This is a genomic window from Flavobacterium cheongpyeongense (assembly GCF_003202435.1).
In the GTDB taxonomy this organism is placed as follows: Bacteria; Bacteroidota; Bacteroidia; order Flavobacteriales; family Flavobacteriaceae; genus Flavobacterium; species Flavobacterium cheongpyeongense.
In genome coordinates, this window is record NZ_QJHK01000019.1 from 61,939 (window position 1) to 88,242 (window position 26,304).

Below are 26,304 nucleotides of genomic sequence, written 5' to 3' on the forward strand. Positions count from 1 at the left end.
GATACTTGGTTTAGTTGGTTATAACAGCACTTGTATTTATTTCTGCCGCATCTCTTAAAGCATAGAAATCCATGTTGTAAGCTTCTTTAAAATATTTTACAACAAGTGCCTCTTTTGCTTTTAATGCTGCTAAAGCAGTTGGACTCTGAATACCAGCCAAAAATGCTTCATATTCTGCTTTTGAGTATATCAATATCATGGAAGCTGTTTCTGCAAAATCTTCATTGATATTTGATCTCGCATAACTGGTAATGAATCCAATTTCGTTTGACTCCGGAATTTCATAGTTATACCAGTCAGAAGTATATCCGCTTGGTGTTATAGCTGCCCATGATTTTTCGTCAAAAGGCTTATGCTGGTTTAAAATGTGAATGTATTCGTGTTGAATTGTATGAATAAATTCTGATACATTAGTACGATCTGATTGGTCTATATAATCTGTTTCAAACAAGGTAACTCGTTGACCTCCTTCTGCTATACCAAGTGTTCTTGTACCTACACTGTTTAAATTTACTCCTCCAACTAAAACAATTTCTCTTGGTGCAATCTTTTTAACGAAGTCTGCTCCACCAATTTGGGAGTAACTTTTAAGCCATATTGTCTCAACAATTTCAAGAGCTGGCTGTACTTTATCAATTGTTGGTGGAAATAAATAACGACTATTATCTACAGTATTTTGATTCCATTTATACTGTACATTAATATTATAAGGATTTAAATAAGTAGTCGATATCCAATTATCTAAAGCTGTTTTAACTGGTTGTGTATAATCTAATTGACTATCTCCGGGCTGTTCATCGTGTGCACATGATATTACAGTCATTGAAACCATAATCAACATTGCTATTTTATTATATTTTATTAGTTTCATAAGTTTTATTTTTAAACATTATCTAGGATTTAGCTCAACACCAGTATTTGAAGCATGAAGCGGAATTTGCAATGCTCTGCGTTTGTCATCTTTTACTAAGACATTTGTAGGCTGATTTGTTATTTCGTGATTCACAACAAGGTTAAAACGTTTTACATCAAACCATCTCATTCCTTCGTGTATAAAATCTCTTCTTCTTGTTTCGGCAATTGCTTTTACATAAGATGTTTGTACGGGTGTCATGGTATAAAACGGTGTAAATTCATCTGCAATTACAGGATATTTTGCAACAACTTTTGCCTGAGTTACTTTGTCTGTAGCAGCATAACCAACTGTTCTTGTTGATAAAAAGTATTCTAATTCATCGTTTGCAAGCTGTATTTGGCCTTTCATTACGTGAGCTTCAATTCTGTTTAAGAAAAACTCATCATTACTTAATAAAACTTCTGCAACATAAGGATCACCAATTCCAGCTGTTACATTAGAGTATTTGAAATATTCGTAAAACTTAGGAAGAAATACGGTTATACTGCTGTTTGATGAATAAAAATTATACAACCAAGGTTTTGCAAAGAGACTTGTAGCTGTTCCGAATATTTCCGGATATCGAGCTCCTGAAAGGTAAAATCTATTTGAATAATAGGATCTGCTTACGATAGTATTGGCAGAAACTATTAATAAGTTTGTTTCGGCATTACTGCTTGCGTAACTTAGTCTTTGATCATCAATAGCCATAACATCGTAAGACAAGAAATCTCTCAGCTTGCCTTCAGGCCTGTTTCCTAGATCGTCAGATAATGAAATTACTTTATCCCAATCTCCTTTTACTAAATAAAAACGGCTGGCAAAAGCTTTAGCGGCATTTTTAGTAAAGTGAAATTTAGGTTCTTTATAATCATTGGTAACGTATTTTAAACCCTCTTCAATATCTTTTTCGATAAATTCGAAAACTTCGGCCATACTGTTTCTGGTGTATTTAGTTATTAATTCTGTTTCTGGTTTCGTAACATAAGGAATACCTAAATCTGTAGCAGCAGTAGCAGGATTATAACGCTGTGACCATAAAGAAACCAACATAAAATGAGCGTATGCTCTCGCTATAAGTGCTTCTCCTTTTTGAGGATTTAAGTCAGCTGTATTTCCTAATTGTTCAATAGCTTCCAAAGCTTTGTTTGCATGTGCAATAGCTTTATAACAAGCATCCCAATAGTAAGCCTGCGTATCAATATCTGCCGTTTCAGTCTGAATTAACCAGTTATAATTTTGCTGATTTTTTATTAATGTCTGTGCCATACCACTATCAAAAACATTATCAGACATTGTTTCTGCAATATCAAAATAACTCATTTGAGGATAAGCGCCAACTAATATTTCTGATATTTTATCTGGAGTATCAATTTCGGTTCTGTTATCTGGCTTCTCAGACAAGAAATCATCACAGCTAGTAATACTAATAAGTATCAATAGCGATAAAATTATTTTTAATTTTTTCATGTTTTTGAGTATTATAATGAAATGTTTAAAGTAAAAGTATATTGAGACGTAACCGGCATAGCAACACCTCCCGAATTACGGAATTCAGGATCCTGACCGTTTAATCTTTTATCTGAATAAAGTAGCCAAGGATTAACCGCTGATCCTTTTAACGTAAATGTACTTAATCCCAATTTTTTCTTGAAATCACTTGGAAATTCCCAGCTTAATGAGATATTTTTAAGCCTCACAAAATCCCCATCTGCAATACGGGCATCAGAATAGTTATAAGTATTATAAGCTCTCTCCAATGTACGTTCTCCTCCGTAATTTGCATTCAAACGTTTGTCAGCAATCACCGGAATGTTGGTGTAATTTTCGTCTCCAGGATTTATCCATCTGTTAGTAAAATCCTTTGTAAATACAGTTAAATCATCATAAGTACTATCATATACCGGGTTTAAACGTACTTTATTACCTCCTGACGCTACGAAAAACACATATAAAGACCAATTTTTATAAGTAAATGTATTGGCTAAACCAAGTGATTTATTGGGCTCGATAGAACCTTCATATTTCAAATATTTAGTAACATCTATATTATCCTGAAAATTTGCTCCTGTAATATTATCCGTTTCTCCGTCTGCCATTATAAAAGTTGGTAGACCTTGATTATTTAAGCCTGTAAATTGGTAAGAATATAAAGAGTTTCTTGGGTGTCCTATTGTATTTCCTCCATTAGCATCAATTAAATCGAATGCTGTTGGTGTGTTTTCTAGTCTTGTAATTTTTTGTGTATAAACAGAAAAATTAAGTGTTGTTGACCATTTAAAATCACGGTTATCAAAGTTTTTAGTTGTAAATCCAATCTCAAGACCTTTTGTTTCCATGTCTGCATTGTTTCCTTGTCTGATTCTTTGACCTCCAATTCCAGAAGTAATTACATAATCAACCAAGTCAAAAGCTTTACGGCTATAAACGTCTGATGTAAATTGGACTCTGTTATTAAACATACCAAGATCTACACCTATATTGGTCTCAAATTGTTTTTCCCAAGTTAAACTACCGTTCTGTAATTCTTCAATATTAATCCCTGATTCTCTGTCATCAAGATTAAAACGATCTGTAATATAACTTTTGTAAATTGCCAAAGAGTTGGTCGCAGGTCCTGCAGTTGCAGTAAGTCCGTAAGAAGCTCTTAATGCTAAAGTATTTACAGACTCAATATTTTTCATGAATTTTTCTTCAGCCACATTCCATTTACCACTAAAAGTATAGGTTGGCAGCCATCTTGATGAATCACTGTTTCCTTGTCTGTTAGATCCGTCATAACGACCTGTAACCGAAGCAGTATAACGACGATCGTATGTATATCCTACTTTTCCGAAGAAACCAACTGTTCTTTCTTTTTCTTCATTAAAACCATAATAAGAATCTCCGCCATTGATAATTTTTTCAATTATTCTAGGATCAGTAAAAGCAGTTAAGCCTCTGTCATATTGTAAACCTGCAGCTGTAAAATTATCACTGCTTCTATCTACAACTCTTAACTCTGTACCAAATAAACCTTCTAATTCGTGTTTATCATTTAAAGTATTTCTATAGCTAATACTATTTCTTAAATTGTAAGAAGTTAAATCATTAGTAAATTTTCTCAGGAAACCACCATTTGGCAATACAGAAACTTTAGGAGCGGTTAAATCATTTGGATCTTGGTATAAAAATATATTTTGATCTCTAACTAATGTATTAACACCATCTTCACCATCGGGAGTACCCGCTTTATAAGCTCCAACTACGTTTGAATTCTCCATGATTTTATGCTCCCTACTTGTATTTGCAAAACGTGCAGAACCTGTTAAATTATAGTTTAAATGGGGATTAATCTTGTAATCCATATCCAATTGAAAACGAATATCTTTAACCTGAATTTCCATGAAATTATTTTTCAATTCATTAATAATATTCATTTTAGCCCAGTTATTTCTATAATATTCTAAATTTCCATTTTCATCATATGGTCTTAAAGTTCTGCTGGTATTTAATACATAATTAAATGGATTGATGTCAAAATCACGGGTTACTTTACCAAAAACCACATCTTTTTCACTTTCATAACTTCCAGGTGCTCCTTGATCACGAACCGAAGCCATTGTAGAAAGCGTAACATTTAATCTGTCGTTTACATAAAATGTCCCTTTAATATTTGATGAAATTTGTTTAACATCATCAGCAATAGTCCATCCCGGATCTGTATAATATCCTAAAGAAGCATAAAATGTATTGTTTTTACCACCTCCAGAGAAACTCAAAGAGTGATTTTGTGTAATAGATGGTCTGAAAAGCACACTAAACCAATCTGTATTTGCCAGTTCGTATTTCTTTAAAAAATTATTACGACTAACAGGATCGTTATTAACTAAATAACTATCTGTTTCTGGCACATAAGTATTAATAGCCCTACCTAAAATATTATAGGCACCACCATATCTTCCGTTTACAGTTGAAGGCAAATCTAAATACCCTTTAGATTCCATTTCTTTAAAAATACTCATAGATTCCTGAGAATTCAAAATATCATATTGACTGTAATTTGGAACTGCTCTAACAGTTTGCTCTAATGAATAACTTACTTTTAAAGGAGAATCTCTACGACCTTGTTTTGTAGTAATAACCACAACTCCATTTAAAGATCTTGAACCGTAAATAGAAGTCGCAGAAGCATCTTTTAAAATTTCAATACTTTGAATATCATTTGCATTTAAACCCGCAATAGATGAACTTAATAAAGTCTCAGAGTTACCCGATGCTAAGTCTGCAAATGTTAAGTTGATGATATCTTCCTGTACTACTCCATCAATTACCCATAATGGTTTAGTATCTCCAAAAATGGAAGACGATCCACGGACTGTGATTTTGGGTGCAGTACCAAAAGTACCTGTAATGTTTTGTACGGTAACACCCGCAGCTTTTCCTTCAATCATACGGCTCACATCTACTACACCATCCACTTTTAATTCAGCAGCAGAGATTTTACTAATCGCTCCTGTAAAAGTTCTTTTTGAAGTTTTTTCGTATCCTGTAGTAATAACAACTTCTTTTAAATTCTGTCCTGCTTCATTTAAAACAATAGTCGGAGAAGTATTTTCGATTCCAATTTCTTTTGTCTCAAAACCTACATAAGAAATCACTAAATGACTGCTATTCGCAGGCATTTCGATAGAAAAATTTCCGTCAAAATCCGTTAGGACAGCTACTTTAGTTCCTTTTGCAAGAATTGTGGCTCCAGGTAACGGACTGCCGTTTATATCAGTAACTTTTCCTTTTATAATAGGACCGACTGATAATATTTCAAATAAGGAAGTACTTGATTCATCCGTAGTAAAACCATCTAATTTTGTGTTTTTTTGCAAAATAATCTGATTGCTAACTTCTGTGAAGGTAATATTAAATGGCTTCAGGATCCGGTTAAGTATACTGGATAAAGTTTCCTGATTAGCCTCTATACTAATTTTTTGATTTAGCTGTGGCAATCTTGAATTGTATGAAAATTTTACATGCGCAGATTTTCCAAGTTTAGACAACGTATTGTCTAAACTTAAATTTTCGACTGCAATACTAACTTTTGTATCTAATTTTCTCTGTCCATTCACACTGTTCGCCATTGTAACGCTTGAAAACACAAGCGCTAAGACGAACTGAAATAGCGTTATTTTCATGATTCGATGGAGTAATCGTTGTTTAACAACTGGTTTTTTCATAATTTTGGTTTGGTTTTAATTATACTATTCGTGTGTACTTAGAAACGTAATAAATGACTCTTTACAGAGAGTGATTTACTTTTATCAAGTGTCGGATATGTTACAGCATACCGACACTTTTTTATGTTTTTTTTACATAGGCGGTTATTGTTATATTTAGTTGTTATAAAATTTTAAATTCAATATTAATTACAGCCTTCAGATGTTATTACAATCTGATTTCCGTTCATCTCGAAACTGGTTTCATTTCCTATGCTTTTACAAATAATTTTAAGTTTTTCTGATAATGGCTGGTCGCTTAATGAAGTAGTTAAATAGCAATCTTTTAATTTATCTTCAGGGAAATCAATCTCAACAAGATAGGCTTGCTCTATTGTTTTAAAAATCTTTCTTACAGGAATGTCTGTAAATTCAAAGCTTAATTGTTCAATACTTCCCACACTGCCAACCAATATTTTATCTTCTGTAATATTGGTGATCTTATTAAAAATCAAATCTTTTCTCAAAAAACGTAAAGCTTCATTAGGTAACAAAACAATCTCTTTTTTTGAGTTTCCTATTAATTCATTAGAACTTACCTTTACTTTTCCGGTGCGAACAAGAACTTCTACATTTGGCTGATCTGAGTAAGCCCGTACCCGAAAACTTGTACCAACAACTTTTGTAATGATTTCGTTAGCATAAACCAAAAAAGGTTTTTGAGGATTTTTACTAATCTCAAAGAAACCTTCTCCGGATAAATAAACCTTTCTTTCGTTTCCGGTAAAGATTTTTGGGTAACTTAATTTACTGTTTGGCTGTAATAAAACAGAACTACCATCAGATAAGGTAATTATTTGCGGTTTGTTTGAATTATTTGTCTGTTCAACAAGTCCTTCGTTATTATCTTCAATAAGTTCTTTATAAGTAACTACTGAATGGCTAAGATTAAATTGATCATGGTAAAACCAAACCGATAAAAAAGCAAAAAATAAAGTAGCCGCAACTCCAAACCAATATTGTCTTAAATATTTGACTGGAGAATGCTTAGTGGTATTATTGCTATTTTCTTTTTCCTCAATCTTAATCCACGTCGATTGCAATGCTGTGGTAAGTTCTGACGAAGAAATTTTATTATGCGGAACTTTCATTGCCAACAATAAAAGCCTGGCATTTTCAACCATTTTCGCTCTTTGCTGGTTTTCTAAAGTCCATTCTTCCCAGCCATGCTCATCAACTTTGGTAAGTATCCAGTTACGGAATGATTCATCAGACAGGAAATCTTCAATTTCGATATAATAATTACGTTTTTGCATCTATAAATAAGGTTACAAAAACATAGAGGACAGTTTTGTTATTATATACTCACCAATTTGTGATTTTTTTTTATTTTTTTTAACTAAAATTAAAAAACACCTGAAGATAATAACACAAGAATCGAAAAACTACCCTTCCATTCTTTTCGAAGGGTAAGTAATCCGCGATGTAAAAGATTACTAGCCGATTGATAATTTACATCTAACATCTCTGCTATTTGTTCAATATTAAGTCCTTGATTGTATCTCAAAAACAAAGCTTCTTTTTGTCTTGCAGGCAAATCATTTAGTAATTTATTAAGATACAAAACGCTTTCTGCTGTAGCTTCATCGGCAATAAGTTCATGCTCAACCGAAAAATCTAAAAGAAATTCAATTGAATCTGTAGTTGTAATTTTTCTAAAAATATGATCGCGCTCATATAGACGTGCTATCCTCTTTCGTACACTTGAAAGTAAATAAGCTTTTACGACATCAGGTTCCTGCAATGATTCCCTATACAGCCAAATATCAGCAAATACATCCTGAACACAATCCTGAACTTTCTCAGCAAAGGGCGAAAATGAATTTCCATAATTAATTAAATCACCATAGTACTTTTCAAATAGCAAAGAAAATGACTTTTCATCACCCGCCTTCAGTTTGTTCCAAAGTTTATGGTCGTCATAGGTTTTTATTTTTAAAATTTGGGTCTTCATAAATATTTTGCTTTATATTATAAATATTCATTCTGATGTATTTTTTAAAGATTTATCATTTTTTTACCTGGTTATTATAAAATGATTAATTTCTGTAGCTAAAATTTAACAAGACACAAGAATGAAAGTAAATTTTCACAAAAACATAACTATAATTTAACAATATATTTAGTTTTTGTTTTATAAATATAGGGAGCTAAAAATTTAAAAACAATTTTTTTACAAAAAAAAGGCAATTTCCTTTACAGAAAATTGCCTTTCATACAATATACAACTCATAAAAACTACTAACTACAGACAGTAGCAGTTGACGATTTAACACTATTACTGTAAAACAAAAGTAACTTTATAAGTTTCTATTTAGCAGCTTTAGAAAGCGACATTCCATCTCGGTAATTTTCCATTTTCATCCAAGAAGTTTTGCAAAACTTGTCCTTCAACAGCAGTTGGAATAGCTTTTACGTCTGCATTAAAAGTTTCATACCAAACCACTTCAAGAGCTTCAATATTTTCTAGCTTCATTTGTGCAGGCCATGAATATTTTCTTCCTGTTTTCGCAAACTGATGTCCGTTTACAATTTTATCATATAGTCCACCATTTTTACTTTTTAAAGTACCATCATTCTGAACCGTTCCTGTAGAAGCTACCATAATTAATTCTTTTACATCATCTTCAACTGAATACACAACAAAAATTCCTGCACTACCTTCCGGGGCATTGCAAACTTGTTCTAAACTGTCTTCTATCGTAAAAGTAAAACTGTTACTTACTTTAAACTTTTTTAATTCTTTGCTCATTTTTCTTATTTTTAAGTTACTAAGGTTCTGAGAATCTGAGCAACCAAGTTTTTAATTATATTCCGGACATTTAAAAATGTAAAAAAGTCTCAACAAAATATTGAGACTTTTTTGGAATTTATTATTTTAAATATTGGAGATTATCCTAATACTTCTTTTACTTTTTTACCAATTTCAGCTGGTGAATCAACAACGTGGATTCCGTTGTCTCTCATGATTTGTTTTTTAGCGGCAGCGGTATCATCAGAACCACCAACAATAGCACCTGCGTGTCCCATTGTTCTTCCTGCAGGAGCAGTTTCTCCGGCGATAAAACCAACAACTGGTTTACGGTTACCATCAGCTTTAACCCATTTAGCAGCATCTGCTTCTAACTGACCACCAATTTCACCAATCATGATGATGATTTCTGTTTCAGGGTCGTTCATTAATAATTCAACAGCTTCTTTAGTTGTAGTTCCAATGATTGGATCTCCTCCAATTCCGATAGCTGTAGTAATTCCTAAACCTTGTTTTACAACCTGATCAGCAGCTTCATAAGTTAAAGTTCCTGATTTAGAAACGATACCTACTGAACCTTTTTTGAAAACAAAACCTGGCATGATACCAACTTTAGCTTCTCCGGGAGTAATAATTCCAGGACAGTTTGGACCAATTAATCTTGAATTTCTTTCTTTAACATAATTATTAGCCTTAATCATATCTGCTACAGGAATTCCTTCTGTAATTGCTATAATTACTTTAATTCCGGCATCAGCAGCTTCCATAATTGCATCTGCAGCAAAAGCCGGCGGAACAAAAATGATAGAAGTATCGGCTCCGGCTTGGTCTACAGCATCTTTTACTGTATTAAAAACCGGGCGGTCTAAATGACTAGTACCTCCTTTTCCAGGAGTAACACCACCGACAACATTAGTACCGTACTCAATCATTTGGGAAGCATGGAAAGTTCCTTCGCTTCCTGTAAATCCTTGAACAATTATTTTGGAATCTTTATTAACTAAAACACTCATGATATATATTTTATGTAGTTTTTAAAATTGTGATGCAAAAGTAAGGTTTTGTAACTTATTTTTACCTCTTTTCTTGGCAAAAAATATCACGAAAATTGACTCATTTGATAACCTCGATACAATTTCCCGTCTTTTATCTGCCAAATCGTAAAAAAATGAGCCAGCAACATTTCTTCACGAGGGTTTTCAATCGTCTTCACATAGTGTGAATAACGTACCGAAACTAAATCGTCTTCAGCTATTATATGACTAATTCTAACTTTTGAACGAACATAAGCGCGGTTTAATTCATTTGCCATGTTTATTATCGAATCGTAATCCATATGGATCAATCCTTTACTGCTATTCCAGTCTATTGTCACATCAGGATGCAGATAGGTCTTAAAAATTTCACTATCAATCAAAGCGTCCGATTTATAAAATTTTTGAACAAATTCTTTAATAGACATAGTTATTTCAATTTACTTAGAATTTCAGGGATCTTTTTGATATTGGCTAATTGCTTTAGCTTTTCTCTAGATTCTTCGATTGGAGTTCCAAAATAAGATTTCCCACCCTCAACCGATTTAGTGACCCCGGTCTGTCCCATAATAACAGCCTTGGTTCCTATTGTAATGCCACTTGTTGTTCCTACTTGTCCCCAGATAGTCACTTCATCTTCTATAATAACGCAACCTGCAATACCGGTCTGCGACGCAATTAAGCATTTTTTTCCAATTACAGAATCATGTCCAACATGTACCTGATTGTCAATTTTTGTTCCTTCACCAATTGTCGTATCCCCCGTTACTCCTTTATCAATTGTACAGAGGGCACCAATGCCAACATTGCTCTCAATTACAACTCTTCCTCCTGAAATTAACTGATCAAAACCATCTGCACGTTTCTTGTAATAAAAAGCATCAGCCCCTAAAATGGTTCCTGCATGAATAATCACGTTATCACCAATTATAGTGTGGTCATATATTGAAACATTAGAATGAATCAGACAGTTTTTACCAATTGTAACGTGGTTACCGATAAAGGAATTAGGCTGAATAACAGTTCCTTCACCAATTTTTGCAGAAGCTGCAATAGCTACGTTTGCAAACTCAAAAGGTTTAAAATGTTTTGTAAGATTATTAAAGTCCCTGAAAGGATCATCAGAAATTAAAAGAGCTTTACCTTCAGGACAATCTACTTTTTTATTAATTAAAACAATAGTAGCGGCTGATTGTAAAGCTTTGTCATAATATTTTGGATGATCAACAAAAACGATGTCTCCGGGCTCAACGACATGTATTTCATTCATGCCTGAAACCTCAAAGTTTTTGTCACCTATAAATTCGCAATTAAGCAAATTTGCAATTTCTTCTAAAGAGTGAACTTTTGGAAATTTCATATTTTTAAATTAGAAAATTTATCAATTCGAAAATGCGTTAATAAGAAAATGAGTCCGTTAGATATAAATATTAAAATTGCTTTAATTCAAAATTATCTAACTAACTCATTGACAAATTATCTTAATTAAAAATTACTCTTTTACACGCTCCATATAAGATCCTGAAGCGGTATCAATTTTAATTTTATCGCCTTCGTTGATGAATAAAGGAACGTTTACAGTTGCTCCTGTTTCTACCGTAGCAGATTTTGTAGCATTTGTTGCTGTATTTCCTTTTACACCAGGTTCAGCATAAGTTACTTCTAATACAATAGACGCTGGCATATCAACTGATAAAGGCAGGTCTGTTTCTGTATTAACCTGAACCATTACGTTTGTTCCTTCTTTTAACAAATCCGGAGCATCTAAAATGTTTTTGTTCAAAGAAATCTGCTCAAAAGTTTCTGCATTCATAAAGTGAAATTCAGCTCCTTCAGCATATAAAAACTGATAAGTGTGTGTTTCTACACGTACATCTTCAATCTTGTGTCCTGCTGAAAAGGTATTGTCCAATACTTTTCCTGTTGTTAAACTTTTTAATTTTGTTCTTACGAAAGCTGGGCCTTTTCCAGGTTTTACGTGAAGAAATTCTATAATTTTATAAATATCGTGATTGTATTTGATACATAATCCGTTTCTAATATCTGATGTAGATGCCATTTTTCTTTTGTTTTATTTACTTTGGTTAAATCGTTTAATCGTTTAACTGTTTTTTTCGATTTGAACGATTTAAACAAATAAACAATTAAACTTTATTTTAATAATTTCCTGAATATCCTTTCATTACACCTCTGGATGAGTTTCGGATAAAATCTAAGATTTCATCTCTTTCCGGAGTAGCTTCCATTTCTCCTTCAATAATACTCAAAGCTTGTGTTGTATTATAATTTTTTTGGTATAAAATCCTGTAAATATCCTGTATTTCTCTTATTTTTTCAGTCGTAAAACCTCTTCTTCTAAGCCCTACTGAATTTATACCTACGTATGATAATGGTTCTTTTGCTGCTTTTGTATATGGCGGAACGTCTTTTCTTAATAATGATCCTCCTGAAATCATCGCATGATCTCCAACACTGATAAATTGGTGAACTGCTGATAATCCACCAATAATGGCATAATTTCCAATAGTTACATGACCTCCTAAAAGAACTCCGTTAACAATGATAGCATTATTACCAACATGACAATCGTGGGCAATATGTGCAGTTGCCATTATTAAGCAATTATTACCTATGACCGTCTGACCTGAAGCTATTGTACCTCGATTAATGGTTACACATTCTCTTATGGTACAATTATCACCAATAATTGCCAAAGAATCTTCTCCTCCAAATTTTAAATCCTGGGGAACTGCTGAAATTACTGCACCTGGAAAAATATTACAATTTTTACCAATTCGGGCACCTTCCATAATCGTTACATTTGAACCTATCCATGTACCATCACCAATAACAACATTATTGTGGATTGTTGTAAAAGGTTCAATTACAACATTTTTAGCGATTTTAGCGCCAGGATGAACATATGCTAATGGTTGATTCATCTGTATTTTTTATATTTTAATTTAAAAAAATCTAATTTAGGCAACAAACGTAAACAATAAATTTGATTAAATGATTATTGTTTTCTTGCAATTTGAGCCATTAATTCTGCTTCGGCTACTAATTTTCCGTTTGCGTAAGCATTTGCCTGCATATGACAAATTCCTCTTCTTATAGGAGAAATCAAATCACATTTAAAAATCAAAGTATCCCCAGGTAAAACTTTATGTTTGAATTTAACGTTATCTATTTTCATAAAATAAGTTAAATAATTTTCTGGATCCGGAACAGTACTTAAAACCAAAATCCCACCCGTTTGTGCCATTGCTTCTACAATTAATACACCCGGCATTACAGGAGCATCAGGAAAATGACCTACGAAGAAATTTTCATTCATTGTAACATTTTTTAATCCAACCACATGGCTTGCTGACATTTCAATAATCCTGTCTATCAACAAAAAAGGAGGTCTGTGAGGCAACACGGCCATGATTTTATGAATATCCATCAAAGGCTCCTGGTTCAAATCGTAAACAGGAATATGATTTCTTTGCTCTATTTTTATAATTTTTGCTAATTTTTTGGCAAATTGTGTATTCACATAATGACCTGGTTTATTAGCAATGATTTTTCCCTGAATCCTAACTCCAATTAAAGATAAATCCCCTATAACATCCAGAAGTTTATGTCTGGCTGCCTCGTTTGGATAATGCAAGGTTAAATTATCAAGAACTCCATTTGGTTTAACCGAAATTTCTTCTTTTCCAAAAGCTTTCTTTAAGCTTTCCATTGTAGAGTCTGAAATTTCTTTATCTACATAAACAATCGCATTATTTAAATCACCGCCTTTTATTAAACCATGCTCTAATAAAGACTCTAACTCATGTAAAAAACTAAAGGTTCTGGAGTCTGAAATTTCTTCTTTAAAATCAGTAATGCTTTTTAAAGTAGCATTTTGTGTCCCTAAAACTTTTGTGCCAAAATCAACCATTGTGGTAACCTGATAATCATCACTTGGCATAACCAAAATCTCACTTCCCGTAGTTTCATCAGTAAATGAAATTACTTCTTTTACAACGTAAATATTACGCTTTGCATCTTGTTCTTCGATTCCGGCATTTTCTATTGCTTCTACAAAATATTTCGAAGAACCATCCATAATTGGAAGTTCAGAAGCATTTAATTCTATAATAATGTTATCCAGATCACAACCAACTAATGCAGCTAAAACGTGTTCTGGAGTCTGGATTTTTACACCTAATTTTTCTAAATTAGTTCCTCTTTGTGTGTTAACTACATAATTGGCATCAGCCTCAATTACAGGCTGACCTTGCAAATCAACTCTAACAAAAGTGAAACCATTATTAATAGGAGCAGGTTTAAAAGTCATTGTAACTTCTTTTCCAGTATGTAATCCAACTCCTGTTAGTGAAATTTCATTCTTGATGGTCTTCTGTTTAACCATTATTTCCATTTTTTGGGTTTATTATTTGTTTTTTTAATTCTTCTAATTCAGCAACAATCTTAGGTAAGTTTTTAAAATGGACATAGGACTTGCTAAAATCGCTATAGCCAAACGTAGGGCTTCCCTGTAAGGTTTCATCATCTTTAATGTTTCTTGCAACCCCCGATTGGGCCTGTAGCTTAACATTATTACCAATTGTTAAATGGCCTGCGATACCAACCTGCCCGCCAATCATACAGTTTTCTCCAATTTTGGTAGAACCTGCAACGCCTGTTTGAGCAGCAATTACCGTATTTTTTCCAATTTCTACATTATGAGCGATCTGAATCTGATTGTCTAATTTTACTCCCCTTCTAATGATAGTAGACCCCAAAGTAGCCCTGTCGATGGTTGTATTAGCACCAATATCTACATTATCTTCTATAATAACATTCCCTATTTGTGGTACTTTATTATACTCCCCATCTTCATTTGGGGCAAAACCAAAACCATCAGCACCAATAATGGTTCCAGAATGTATGGTACAGTTATTACCAATTATTGTTTCTGAATAAATTTTAGCGCCTGCAAAAATATGTACATTATCTCCTATAACAACATTATCACCTATAAAACTGTTTGGATATATTTTTACGTTATCCCCTAAAACCACATTTTGCCCGATATAACTAAAACTTCCCAAATATAAATTTTCACCATATTTAGTTCCTTCAGATATAAAAGTCTGTGGTTCTATTCCGCTTTTATTTAATTTTACCTGATTGTAAAACTGTAAAAGTTTAGAAAAAGACACATAGGCGTCTTCAACTTTTATCAACGTAGTAGTAACTTCAGATTCCGGTACAAAAGAATTATTAACAATTGTTACAGAAGCTTTTGTGCTATAAATGTAGTTTATATATTTCGGGTTCGCCAGAAAAGTAAGTGATCCCTCTTCTCCTTCTTCAATTTTAGATAGTCGAAAAACTTCGGCATTGGGATTCCCAACAACTTTTCCTTCTAAAATTCCTGCTATTTGTTCTGCTGTAAATTTCATCTTATTGGATTCTATTTTTTATACGAATAAGATGGAAATCCATACATAACGCTCTGCTTATCTTCAAAAAAAATGTACTAGTTTGTTTCATTCCGACAAAAATATAAAAAATAGGTTTTAAATGTTAATTTTAGATTAGTTGTTTTGGAAAACAGATATAATATTTTGTCACCAATTTAGATAACGATTTCAAATTGAGCTGGTCAGATGCTTCAACAACATCTTCAATTGTTTTATCTTTTTTCAAAATTCGTATTGGTTCTGCTTCTTTACTGTAAGCCTGATTCTTAATTTTTCCTCTAAAAATAAAATACCCTGCATCTATAGCTGATATATGATACTGTTTGGCAAATTCTTCTTTTAAGGATTGGGATTCTTCCATGGGAATTTTTTCCGCACTTAATTTAATTTTCAACAAATCCCTGTTAATAATCATTTTGCTAAGTGTAGAAAGAATAAAATCGTGTTGCTTTTGCCAGGCTTTCAGCGCACTGATAATATCAAAATCATCCAATTGAGAAAATAAATCTAATTTTTCTGAATCAAAATCTTCTAGCGAAATTTTGTTTTGCAAGAAATAACCAAGGGCCTCACTACAAGGCAATGACACACCTTTCAGAGTCAATTCTTTAGCTCTTTTTAAAACTTTCATTAAAATTAATTCGGCAACAAGGCTTGTTTTATGCAAATAGGCCTGCCAGTACATCAATCTTCTTGATAATAGAAATTTTTCTACAGAATAAATCCCCTTTTCTTCGATTACTAAAACATCATTCACAACATTCATCATCTGGATGAGGCGTTCAGAATTAACATTTCCCTCTGCAACGCCTGTGTAAAAACTGTCACGTTTCAGATAATCCATCCGGTCCATATCTAATTGACTTGAAATCAATTGCAGCATAAACTTCCTGTGATATTCTCCTCTAAAAACCTGAATAGCCAAACTTAATTTCCCATTAAATTCTTTATTGAGCTGATTCATAAACAAAAGTGAAATTGCTTCATGATTAACATCCTCTACAATACTTTTTTCCATGGCATGAGAAAATGGGCCGTGACCAATATCATGCAATAAAATAGCTATTAATAAAGCACATTCTTCATCATTTGAAATAACAACTCCTTTAAAACGAAGTGTTTCAACTGCTTTTTGCATTAAATGCATACAACCCAAGGCATGATGAAGGCGGGTATGATTTGCTCCGGGGTAAACCAAATACGATAACCCCATTTGTGAAATACGGCGTAAACGCTGAAAATACGGATGCTGGATTAAATCATAAATAAGCTCATTCGGAATAGAAATAAAGCCATAAATGGGGTCATTGAATATTTTTAACTTATTAATATGATTCACTATCAGGGTATTTTTTAAGTCAACAAATATAAGTAATTAACTATAAAGTGTTTTCTGTTTTTATCTTAAAAAACAAAAAGAAATTCAGTCATCAGGAATCCCAAAAAACACTAATTACAAACACTTTCAACCAAATCATAACCCCATCATCAAATTCATAAAACTTCCTTTTTGTAAGATGTTAATAACTAAAGATTAGTTTTTGCGTTGTTCTGAACCTTGCCGTTTTCAAAATTAATATATTTGAAAGTAACAAAAATTTCGAAATTATGAGAATAGAAACCGATCTTAAATTAGGCTTTAAAGATGTAATGATCAGACCAAAAAGATCGACTTTAAAAAGCAGGTCAGAAGTATCTTTAGAAAGAAATTTTAATTTTTTGCACAGTACAGCATCATGGACAGGAATTCCAATTATGGCTGCTAATATGGATACAGTAGGTACTTTTGATATAGCTGTTGTTTTAGCCAAAGAAAGACTTTTTACTGCTATCCATAAACATTATTCGGTTCAGGAATGGGATGATTTTCTACAAAACGTAACCCCAGATTTTTATAATTATATTGCTATCAGCACCGGAACCGGAAAGGAAGATGCGGCAAAAATTGCTCAAATCATTAAATCAAATCCATTATTAAAATTTATCTGTATTGATGTAGCCAATGGATATTCTGAACATTTTGTTCGGTTTTTAAAACAAACACGCAAACAATATCCTGAGAAAGTTATTATCGCCGGAAACGTAGTAACAGGCGAAATGACAGAAGAATTATTATTGGCAGGAGCAGATATTGTTAAAGTTGGCATTGGCCCCGGGTCTGTCTGTACCACACGTATAAAAACCGGTGTAGGCTATCCGCAGCTTTCGGCTATTATTGAATGCGCAGATGCCGCCCATGGGTTAGGCGGACATATTATAAGTGACGGGGGCTGTACAACTCCGGGTGATGTTGCAAAAGCTTTTGGTGCAGGCTCAGATTTTGTGATGCTTGGCGGAATGCTGGCCGGACATACCGAAAGCGGTGGTGAATTGATTGAAGTAAATGGCGAAAAATTCAAACAATTTTATGGAATGAGTTCTGCAACTGCAATGGATAAACATTCAGGTGGAGTTGCAGAGTACAGGGCAAGTGAAGGCAAAACAGTTCAGGTTGCGTTTAAGGGAAACGTTATTAACACCATCCTGGATATTTTAGGCGGTTTGCGCAGCACCTGTACTTATGTTGGAGCTTCAAGACTAAAAGAATTGACTAAACGAACAACATTTATAAGAGTCAGCGAACAGGAAAATCAAATTTTTTCTAAGTAAGATTTAAAAATTTTAAAGCATTCCTTTTAATTCAATATGATTAGAATTTCAGAAGCAACAGTCAAAGACATCAAAAATATTCAGGATATAACAAATATAACATGGCCAATAACGTATGGCCAAATTTTATCAAAAGAACAATTAAGGTATATGCTCGATTTATTTTATTCTAATGAAGAATTAATAAATCAATTTGAGAAAAAAGAACAATTATTTTATATGATTTCAGAAGATGAAGTAATTTTGGGTTTCATTGGAATTGAACATAATTACAAAGATGAAGCTGTAACTAAAATTCATAAAATATATCTTTTGCCCGAAACTCAAGGAAAAGGTATTGGCAAAAAAGTAATTGAAAAGATTGAAAAATTGGCTTTAGAAAATCATTCAACTGCCCTTTCCTTAAATGTAAACCGATTCAATTCGGCATTGAATTTTTATAAAAAAACCGGTTTTGAAATTATTAATGAAGTTAATATTGATATTGGTAAAGGATATTTGATGGAAGATTATGTGATGACGAAAAAATTGTAATTAGTTTACAATTAAGTCATGCTTAAATAATAAACCTTTTACCTCTTGTAAAGAAAAAACCGCTTTTTTAAGTTTAGTTTTAGATGGATCGATAGTATAATTATAACTGGTCTTAAAATCTGCCTTGTTCGCAATTGCTTTATTAAACTCGGACCGATACAAATCACAATTAGCAAAAAGAACACTCGTAAGATCTGTAGCCATAAAATCTACGGCAACCAAACTGCAGTTTGTAAAAGTTGTTCCTTTTATTTTTAAAGTGTAAAATTTCGAAAAATCCAAAACACAATCATTAAAATGAATTTCGAAAATGAGTTTGTCACACATGGCAAAATTGACATCTTTGATTTCACATCGATTAAAAAATGTGGTCCTAAAAGCCACATAATTGATTTTTGCCTCATTAAAAATACAATCATTAAAGATGCAGTCAATAAAAGTAACAGCTAAAAAAGTACAGGCAGAAAAATTACAATGATTAAAAACACAACATTCAAATTCCTTAAAATTAGCCCCATCCCTATCGTAAATGATATTATGATATTCTTTATCTAGAAAATATTCACTCTTCATTAAGGAAACTATTATTATTTCGTTTAAAATAAAAACGCAAGAATCAAATGCATGATAATTGCGTTTAGATTATTTTATTAATTATTCTGATGCACTCTTCTTAAAAGAAAAATAGCAATCACAAAAAACAAGGCTAAAAACACAATTGCCAAACGAGGGCTTCCGGTAACCTGATCGATTATTCCGTAAAGACACATTCCTATTACGATTCCTATTTTTTCGGCAACATCATAAAAACTGAAAAAAGATGCCGTATCTTCTGTCTCAGGTAATAATTTTGAATACGTTGAACGTGACAACGCCTGAATTCCTCCCATAACAAACCCAACTACAGTAGCCATTACATAAAAATGTATGGGTAAAGTAATAAAAAATGCCAATGCACAAAAGACCGCCCAAATACTATTAATTACGATTAGAGTTGGAATATTTCCAAATTTTTCAGAAGCTCTAGAGGTTAAAAAAGCGCCAACAACGGCAACTAATTGAATAATTAAAATACATTTAATTAAGCCAATAGTACTTTCTTCTTCAGATGCCCATTGAATTTCCTGCGCTCCAAAATAAGTCGCTACGAGCATTACGGTTTGTACCGCCATACTTGAAACAAAAAATCCTCCTAAATATCTTTTTAAAGGAATATTGTCTTTCAATATAGCCCAGACTTTCTTTAACTCTTTAAAACCATTAAAAACAACAGATTTAGTTAGTTTTTCTCCGTCTTCTTTGTTTCCCTTCGGTAAATAATAATAGGTATACTGGCTAAATAAAATCCACCATACTCCAACCATTACAAAAGAATACCGCATCGCTATTTCACTAGCCGATTGCGTTGCAATTCCTTTAATATTGAACCAGTCAGGTTTCATAATCATCATCAAATTGACAACCAGTAAAACAACACTTCCAATATATCCTAAAGAATATCCTTTGGCACTAATTTTATCCTGTTGTTCAGGGAATGCGATATCAGGCAAATACGAATTATAAAAAACTAAACTGCCCCAATATCCTATAAGTCCCAAGAAATAAAATAATAATCCGATGTAAATATTTTCAAGGTTAAACCAATACAATCCCATGCAGGATAAAGCTCCTAGATAACAGAAAAATTTCATGAATGTTTTTTTATTCCCAACATAATCTGCAATACCTGAAAGAAACGGCGAAAAAAAGGCAACGAATACAAAAGCAAATGCTGTAACAAAACTAATCAGGGCTGAATTTTTCAATTCCAATCCGAAAACTTCTATATAATGACTTCGCTTCAAAAATAAAGCTCCATAAAAAATAGGAAATACAGCTGATGAAATTGTAAGCGTATAAACTGAATTTGCCCAATCATAAAAGGCCCAGGCATTCAATAATTTTTTACTCCCTTTTTGTAGGTTTGTCATGGTTTTGGTTTTGAAGGCTAATTTATTTATTTTTTCTTATAATCGTCATGAATATTCATTAATAAATAATCATGATTTGTTTTGTTTTATTGATGATGATAGGGTTCATTTCTTAAAATAGTAAAACCACGATATAATTGTTCAATAAAAAACAAACGCACCATCTGATGTGAAAATGTCATGAGTGAAAGCGAGATTTTCCCTTGTGCTTTGGCATAAACCGTATCTGAAAAACCATATGGCCCGCCAATTACAAAAACCAGTGTTTTGATTCCGGAATTCATCTTTTTCTGTAATTCTTCAGAAAAACCAACACTTGAAAAGTTTTTTCCATTTTCATCTAATAAAATCAACTGATCAGTTGGTGTTAATTTTGAAAGAATCAACTCGCCTTCTTTTTCTTTTTGCTGACTTTCCGATAAATTCTTTACGTTTTTAATATCCGGAATAATTTCCAGATCAAATTTGATATAAAACGACAAGCGTTTGGTATAATCATCAATTAAAGTTTGTAATGATTTATTGTCTGTTTTGCCAATGGCAATAAGTTTAATGTTCATTAGTTAAAGTTTTTTTTTCATGAATTTCACTAATTATTACAAATCTTTGAAAATTTAAATCTGTTTAACTAACTGGTTAATTCAGGTTTTACAAATAGAAATACGACTTCTAATATCATATTTAATTTTTAGAAAATTGATTTTCAAAAGTTTTAAATCTGGTATCCAAATCCTTCAATAATTGTTTTTTTACCGATTCATCCTGAATAAAACTGTAATGAATACCGTTATATACATATTGTTTTATTTCTTTATACGAAACATCCTGATATCTTTTGGCCAATAAAACATATTGCTCTGTCATATTCGTTCTTAAGATTCCAGCATCATCTGTACTAATAACAATTGGCACATTAAACTCTTTATAAAGTGTAAATGGATGCCTGCCTTCTTTTACTTTCAAAATAAATTCGTTACTGGCTAAATTTATCTCTATCGGAATATTATTTTTTGTCATATAACGTAATAAATCGTACGAATTGGCTTCATAAGCAATATCTACTCCATGCCCTATCCTATTGGCACCAGCGATATAAATTGCAGAATTAATATGCCAGGTTAAATCTTCCGGCTGTACCAATCCCAATGTCAATTCGCCTGCATGAAGTGTATATTTTACATTCGGAAAACGAGAATGACAATATTTAAACATGACCATATGCAGCCAATAATCTTTCATTGAAGTTTCACCATCTTCAGGAGAAACAATGTTTACACCAGCAACCAGTTTACTTTCGTTAGCCGATATAAAAGCAATAACAAGGTTTTTAAATAAATCAACAGGTTCCATAAAACGCAGTACAAAATTTTGATAACGCATCGTAAATCGTTCGTCGTCAATTTTTAAGTCTTTATGCAGCTTCGTAATAAAATTGGTATTGAAATCTTCTGCATACTTTTTAGCTTCTTTTTGCTGAATCGAATTATATAAATCATCTAAAAGTTTCAAAACAGCCTTTTCATCCTTAGTACTGGCTGCGTCTCGTAATTTGGAATTAAAATTAACCAAATCATCCACTTTCATATCGCAGGGGATTGTAGATAATTGTGTTTCAATATAACTTACATTTTCAGAAAGGGCACGCTTTTTTAATTCTTTTAATCCATCCGCAAACGAAATTTCAATTAAAGGCAGAAACTTGTCGAAAGAATCAAAAAATAAATCATCAGAAGGTACTGCTACACCATTATAATCTTTTGCAGACCAGGTTTGCATGACTTGTTGTTTGTAAAATTCCAGTTTCCCATTGTTTTTAAGAGAAGAAAAAGTTTCCCAATTACCTTTTTCAGGTTTTGTTTTGGAGACTTTCATAGTTTCTAAATTCAGATAAAAATCTTCTGCAATAGCTCTTTTCAAAAGAGGTTCTGCATAAATAGATCCTGAAAAATGATGATGTAAATCACCTCCTTTGGGCATTTGTTGAAAAAAAGCTGTTAAGGCAGCTTCGTTATTTCTGATTTTTTCTAAATAATTTTCTACCGATTGAGAAAAATTAAATTGTGACATCAGTAAACAGAAAATTGTAATTATCCTTATCATAGTCTAAGTTTAAATTACACGCAAATATAGCTAATTTTAAAATATCAGCGAGAATTAATATCAAATCAATGCATTAAAAAAATGATTGATAGTTGGTATCATTTTGACGTTTATTCTAAAATAAAAAAGGGATAAACAATATTTTGTCATGATAATGATTTATAGAATTATCAAAAAAATAAAATATGAGAAAGAACTATTACGATTTCAATTTTTCTTTTATAAATGATTTTTCTCTTTTTGAATACAAAATTGTGTGTTTCCTGAATTTTTATATTCTGTATTCCTGTTTCAATTTGTTTGTTTAACTTTGTTGAAAACATATAAAAATGAAACAATTAGTTATATTACTTATTGCCTTTGCTACATTTTCATGTTCAAAAGCTCAAAAAGTTAATTTTTCGAAAGAAGCTTTATCTGAGAAATTATTTGCCGTTGATGAAAGCCAGGTTGAATTTAAAGATATTTTAAATAAATACAATGGAAAAACTCTTGTCATTGAAGTATGGGCTTCATGGTGTGGTGATTGTGTAAAGGCAATGCCAAAAGTAAAGGAATTACAAGCCAACAATCCGGAGGTTACGTATTTATTCATCTCTGCAGATAAAACTGCCGACAAATGGAAAATCGGAATTGAAAAACACGAATTAAAAGGGGATCATTTTATGATGAATGACGGAATGAAGGGTGTTTTTGGAAAAGCAATTGACCTGGACTGGATTCCAAGATACATCATTATTGACAAAACTGGTAAAATTGTTTTGTACCGTGCTATTGAAACTGACTTTGACAAAATCAATGAAACTTTAAAAAGCCTCAAATAGATTTCAATCTATATAAATCACAAAAAAAAATTAATAAATTATCCAAAATGAGAAAAAAAATTGTTGCAGGTAACTGGAAAATGCATAAAAATGCTAGTCAAACTGAAGAATTACTAAATGAATTAATTACAAAAATACCTGCAAAAACAAATGCACAGGTTATCGTTGCGCCAACATTTATAAATTTAGCAGCTGCTACTAATAAATTAAAAAACACTCCAATTGGTGTTTCAGCACAAAATGTTCATCAGGCTGAAGGTGGTGCTTTTACCGGAGAAATTTCTGCAGACATGTTAAAAAGTGTAGGAGTAAATACTGTTATCCTAGGACACTCTGAACGAAGAGCTATCTTTAACGAAACAGATGCTTTAATTGCTAATAAAGTTGATACAGCTTTAAAACATGAAATGACTGTTATTTTTTGTTTTGGTGAAGAGTTAAAAGACCGTCAATCTGATAATCATTTTAATATTGTTGAAAATCAATTACGTGACGGATTGTTCCATATTTCAAAAGAATCATGGTCAAATGTAGTTTTGGCTTATGAACCAGTTTGGGCTATTGGTACAGGTGAAACAGCATCTCCTGAACAAGCACAGGAAATGCATGAATTTATTAGAGAAACAATTCGAAAAACTTTTGGTAATGATATAGCTGATGAAGTTTCTATCTTATATGGTGGTTCAGTAAAACCAGAAAATGCTAAAGAAATCTTCTCTAAACCAGATGTCGATGGTGGTTTAATTGGTGGAGCAGCTTTAAAAGCAGATGATTTTCTGGCAATAGTAACAGCAATCTAAAATACAAGGAGTCTGTCCGAAACTTCCCCCTGATAATTATCAAATTTTCAGGGGGTATTATTAACTTCAGTAAAAACTCTTTGAAAAGACAATGTTGAAATATAAAATATAAAATAAAAAATTAACAAAAAATTTTGATTGTATTACCTTACAAATAGCTTCCCAATATTATTCTGTGATATTGGAACTTGTGACATAAAAATCTTTACTTACTTCTATTATTGGCTTATCAACTGTAATTTTTTCAGATTTCCATTCTGTAGTTGGTTTAAGCCACATTTCAATGCCATTCAATTTTACTTTCACTGGCATATCAAATTGAGCTACACAATTAGACCAATGATACCCCAAAGATCCCTCTTTAAAAATATATTCCAAAACCGGAATATTAGTTGATGTAAGATATTGAGCAAACACTCGATTGAAATTAATCCCAGATTGGGTATTGATATAATCCTGAATTTGTTTAGATGTAACTGTCTGGTGATAAAAAGTACTATTCAACCCCCTTAAAATAGATTTCCATTTTGTATCATCATTAATCACTTGTCGCATCATGTGTAACATATTGGCTCCTTTTGGATACATATCGCCTGAGCCTTCATTATTAACATCATAGTGACCGATAATCGGAATATCATTTTTAATTCCTTTTCTACAACCTATAACGTATTCTGCACCTGCTACTTTACCGTAATGATATTCCAGAAAAAGACTTTCAGAATAATTGGTAAAACTTTCGTGAATCCACATATCCGCAATATCCTTGTAAGTAATGTTATTTGCAAACCATTCATGTCCTGATTCATGAATAATAATAAAATCAAATTTTAACCCCCAACCAGTACCACTCAAATCGTGTCCTAAATAACCATTTTTATAGCCATTGCCATAAGTAACACTACTTTGGTGCTCCATTCCTAAATAAGGAGCTTCTACCAATTTGTAACTATCTTCGTAAAATGGATAAGGTCCAAACCAATTTTCAAAAGCTTTTAACATCTTTGGCACATCCTTAAATTGCTTTTTAGCTAAAACTAAATTGTCTCTCAAAACAAAATAGTTACAATCTAAATTTCCTTTTTCTCCTTTATACCTTTCAGAGAAATTTACATAATCTCCTATATTTATATTTACACCATAATTATTAATTGGATTAGTAACGTACCAATTAAATGTCTTTGTCCCATCCTTTTCTTTTTTGACACTTTGCAATCTTCCATTTGAAACATCCGTCAACTGTCCCGGCACATTTACACTAATTAACATATTTTCCACTTCATCATACATGTGATCTTTACATGGCCACCAAACACTGGCACCTAATCCCTGACATGACGAAGCTATAAAATCTTTTCCGTTTTTATCTTTTTTCCAGGTAATTCCCCCATCCCATGGAGGGTTAACAGCTTCTTTGGGTTTTCCGCCAAATGAAACTATTATTTCTTTGGTATCACCTGCTTTTTGATCTGCAACTAAATAAATAAAAAAAACATTTCCATCTCTTTCAAATTTTAATTCTTTACCATTTTGAGTCACTTTATAAATTTGCATTGGTTCCTGCAAATCAATCTGCATTTTGTTGTCACTGTTTAAAACTGTATATCGAATTGTATTAAAACCTGAAATAGATTTATCTGTCGGATTTACTTTTATATCTAAATGATAATACTTTAAATCCCACCAGGCTCTTTCTTTTGTTATACTCCCTCTTAAAGTATCCTGATGTGTAAACATCCTTTCTGATTTATTAAGAAGTCCCTGGCCTTTTGATGAGAAAATAATAAAAAATGCAATAAAAATTACTATATACTTTTTCATTAACTATAAATTTTAGGAATTAAATATTTTTACATCAAAAATAACCATTCAATATTATTTTATAACTAAATAAAAAAAAAGTTATAAAAAAACCCTTCATCGATTGATGAAGGGTTTAAAAGAAAGGCGACGACATACTCTCCCACAAAATTGCAGTACCATCTGCGCAGGCGGGCTTAACTTCTCTGTTCGGGATGGGAAGAGGTGAGCCCCG

At 32.2% G+C, this 26,304-nt stretch carries 23 protein-coding genes and 1 rRNA gene; 4 read left to right on the forward strand and 20 right to left on the reverse strand.

From position 1 onward, the window contains the following. Nucleotides 1-10 precede the first annotated feature (10 nt). The 14 genes from DMB65_RS18125 to DMB65_RS18190 all read right to left on the reverse strand — a co-directional run bounded on the left by DMB65_RS18125 (nucleotide 11) and on the right by DMB65_RS18190 (nucleotide 16,731). A complete protein-coding gene (locus DMB65_RS18125; protein WP_110308038.1) occupies nucleotides 11-871 on the reverse strand; it encodes a substrate import-associated zinc metallohydrolase lipoprotein in 861 nt (286 codons plus the stop codon). A gap of 18 nt (nucleotides 872-889) precedes the next feature. Further along, nucleotides 890-2,365 carry a RagB/SusD family nutrient uptake outer membrane protein gene (locus DMB65_RS18130; RefSeq protein WP_110308040.1) on the reverse strand — a complete coding sequence of 492 codons (1,476 nt, stop codon included), beginning with the start codon at nucleotides 2,363-2,365 and terminating at the stop codon, nucleotides 890-892. 11 nt (nucleotides 2,366-2,376) lie between these two features. Then, nucleotides 2,377-6,105, reverse strand: a complete 3,729-nt coding sequence (locus DMB65_RS18135) for a SusC/RagA family TonB-linked outer membrane protein (protein ID WP_110308041.1) — start codon at nucleotides 6,103-6,105, stop codon at nucleotides 2,377-2,379. A gap of 185 nt (nucleotides 6,106-6,290) precedes the next feature. Next, entirely contained in the window at nucleotides 6,291-7,400 is a 1,110-nt protein-coding gene (locus DMB65_RS18140; RefSeq protein ID WP_110308043.1) for a FecR family protein, read from the reverse strand. A gap of 89 nt (nucleotides 7,401-7,489) precedes the next feature. Beyond that, nucleotides 7,490-8,098, reverse strand: coding sequence for an RNA polymerase sigma factor (locus tag DMB65_RS18145; RefSeq protein WP_110308044.1), 609 nt, complete (start codon nucleotides 8,096-8,098; stop codon nucleotides 7,490-7,492). A gap of 369 nt (nucleotides 8,099-8,467) precedes the next feature. Next, on the reverse strand, nucleotides 8,468-8,896 hold the full coding sequence (locus tag DMB65_RS18150) for a hypothetical protein (protein WP_110308045.1): 429 nt from the start codon (nucleotides 8,894-8,896) through the stop codon (nucleotides 8,468-8,470). Between the two features lie 140 nt (nucleotides 8,897-9,036). Further along, nucleotides 9,037-9,909 (reverse strand): succinate--CoA ligase subunit alpha, encoded by an 873-nt coding sequence (sucD, locus tag DMB65_RS18155; protein ID WP_110308046.1) that lies wholly within the window; start codon nucleotides 9,907-9,909, stop codon nucleotides 9,037-9,039. Nucleotides 9,910-9,995: 86 nt separating this feature from the next. Then, nucleotides 9,996-10,358, reverse strand: a complete 363-nt coding sequence (locus DMB65_RS18160) for a nuclear transport factor 2 family protein (protein WP_110308048.1) — start codon at nucleotides 10,356-10,358, stop codon at nucleotides 9,996-9,998. A gap of 2 nt (nucleotides 10,359-10,360) precedes the next feature. Continuing rightward, on the reverse strand, nucleotides 10,361-11,290 hold the full coding sequence (locus tag DMB65_RS18165; protein WP_110308049.1) for a UDP-3-O-(3-hydroxymyristoyl)glucosamine N-acyltransferase: 930 nt from the start codon (nucleotides 11,288-11,290) through the stop codon (nucleotides 10,361-10,363). Between the two features lie 132 nt (nucleotides 11,291-11,422). After that, complete coding sequence (gene efp, locus DMB65_RS18170; RefSeq protein WP_110308050.1) at nucleotides 11,423-11,989, reverse strand: elongation factor P; 567 nt, start codon at nucleotides 11,987-11,989, stop codon at nucleotides 11,423-11,425. Nucleotides 11,990-12,086: 97 nt separating this feature from the next. After that, nucleotides 12,087-12,872: an acyl-ACP--UDP-N-acetylglucosamine O-acyltransferase gene (gene lpxA, locus DMB65_RS18175; RefSeq protein ID WP_110308051.1), complete on the reverse strand. Its 786-nt coding sequence runs from the start codon at nucleotides 12,870-12,872 to the stop codon at nucleotides 12,087-12,089. Nucleotides 12,873-12,946: 74 nt separating this feature from the next. Next, the gene (locus DMB65_RS18180; RefSeq protein ID WP_110308067.1) at nucleotides 12,947-14,335 is read right to left on the reverse strand and encodes a bifunctional UDP-3-O-[3-hydroxymyristoyl] N-acetylglucosamine deacetylase/3-hydroxyacyl-ACP dehydratase; all 1,389 of its coding nucleotides are present in this window, start codon (nucleotides 14,333-14,335) and stop codon (nucleotides 12,947-12,949) included. Beyond that, complete coding sequence (gene lpxD, locus DMB65_RS18185; RefSeq protein WP_110308053.1) at nucleotides 14,328-15,371, reverse strand: UDP-3-O-(3-hydroxymyristoyl)glucosamine N-acyltransferase; 1,044 nt, start codon at nucleotides 15,369-15,371, stop codon at nucleotides 14,328-14,330. The genes DMB65_RS18180 and lpxD overlap by 8 nt, the downstream gene beginning before the upstream one ends. A gap of 130 nt (nucleotides 15,372-15,501) precedes the next feature. Beyond that, complete coding sequence (locus DMB65_RS18190) at nucleotides 15,502-16,731, reverse strand: HD domain-containing protein (RefSeq protein WP_110308054.1); 1,230 nt, start codon at nucleotides 16,729-16,731, stop codon at nucleotides 15,502-15,504. A 269-nt stretch (nucleotides 16,732-17,000) separates the two neighbouring features. Here DMB65_RS18190 and DMB65_RS18195 point away from each other — a divergent pair, with 269 nt between their 5' ends. Together DMB65_RS18195 and DMB65_RS18200 are read left to right on the forward strand one after the other, a co-directional pair. Next, nucleotides 17,001-18,041 carry a GMP reductase gene (locus tag DMB65_RS18195; protein WP_110308055.1) on the forward strand — a complete coding sequence of 347 codons (1,041 nt, stop codon included), beginning with the start codon at nucleotides 17,001-17,003 and terminating at the stop codon, nucleotides 18,039-18,041. 36 nt (nucleotides 18,042-18,077) lie between these two features. Continuing rightward, nucleotides 18,078-18,575, forward strand: a complete 498-nt coding sequence (locus DMB65_RS18200) for a GNAT family N-acetyltransferase (protein WP_110308056.1) — start codon at nucleotides 18,078-18,080, stop codon at nucleotides 18,573-18,575. Here DMB65_RS18200 and DMB65_RS18205 read toward each other — a convergent pair whose 3' ends face one another. From DMB65_RS18205 to DMB65_RS18220, 4 genes are all read right to left on the reverse strand, one after another. Beyond that, the gene (locus DMB65_RS18205; protein ID WP_110308057.1) at nucleotides 18,576-19,148 is read right to left on the reverse strand and encodes a pentapeptide repeat-containing protein; all 573 of its coding nucleotides are present in this window, start codon (nucleotides 19,146-19,148) and stop codon (nucleotides 18,576-18,578) included. Nucleotides 19,149-19,225: 77 nt separating this feature from the next. After that, complete coding sequence (locus tag DMB65_RS18210) at nucleotides 19,226-20,545, reverse strand: MFS transporter (RefSeq protein ID WP_110308058.1); 1,320 nt, start codon at nucleotides 20,543-20,545, stop codon at nucleotides 19,226-19,228. An 86-nt stretch (nucleotides 20,546-20,631) separates the two neighbouring features. Further along, a complete protein-coding gene (gene rlmH, locus DMB65_RS18215; RefSeq protein WP_110308059.1) occupies nucleotides 20,632-21,105 on the reverse strand; it encodes a 23S rRNA (pseudouridine(1915)-N(3))-methyltransferase RlmH in 474 nt (157 codons plus the stop codon). A gap of 121 nt (nucleotides 21,106-21,226) precedes the next feature. Further along, nucleotides 21,227-22,645: an amidohydrolase family protein gene (locus DMB65_RS18220; RefSeq protein ID WP_110308061.1), complete on the reverse strand. Its 1,419-nt coding sequence runs from the start codon at nucleotides 22,643-22,645 to the stop codon at nucleotides 21,227-21,229. A 329-nt stretch (nucleotides 22,646-22,974) separates the two neighbouring features. On the opposite strand from DMB65_RS18220, the gene DMB65_RS18225 reads away from it, so the two are divergent. Both DMB65_RS18225 and tpiA read left to right on the forward strand, forming a co-directional pair. Continuing rightward, a complete protein-coding gene (locus DMB65_RS18225; protein WP_110308062.1) occupies nucleotides 22,975-23,469 on the forward strand; it encodes a TlpA family protein disulfide reductase in 495 nt (164 codons plus the stop codon). Nucleotides 23,470-23,516: 47 nt separating this feature from the next. After that, entirely contained in the window at nucleotides 23,517-24,269 is a 753-nt protein-coding gene (gene tpiA / locus DMB65_RS18230; protein WP_110308063.1) for a triose-phosphate isomerase, read from the forward strand. Between the two features lie 168 nt (nucleotides 24,270-24,437). Here the strand turns inward: tpiA and DMB65_RS18235 are convergent, their stop codons facing one another. Then, on the reverse strand, nucleotides 24,438-26,090 hold the full coding sequence (locus DMB65_RS18235; RefSeq protein ID WP_110308064.1) for a M1 family metallopeptidase: 1,653 nt from the start codon (nucleotides 26,088-26,090) through the stop codon (nucleotides 24,438-24,440). A 121-nt stretch (nucleotides 26,091-26,211) separates the two neighbouring features. Beyond that, nucleotides 26,212-26,304, reverse strand: a 5S ribosomal RNA gene (gene rrf / locus DMB65_RS18240); the annotation flags it as partial.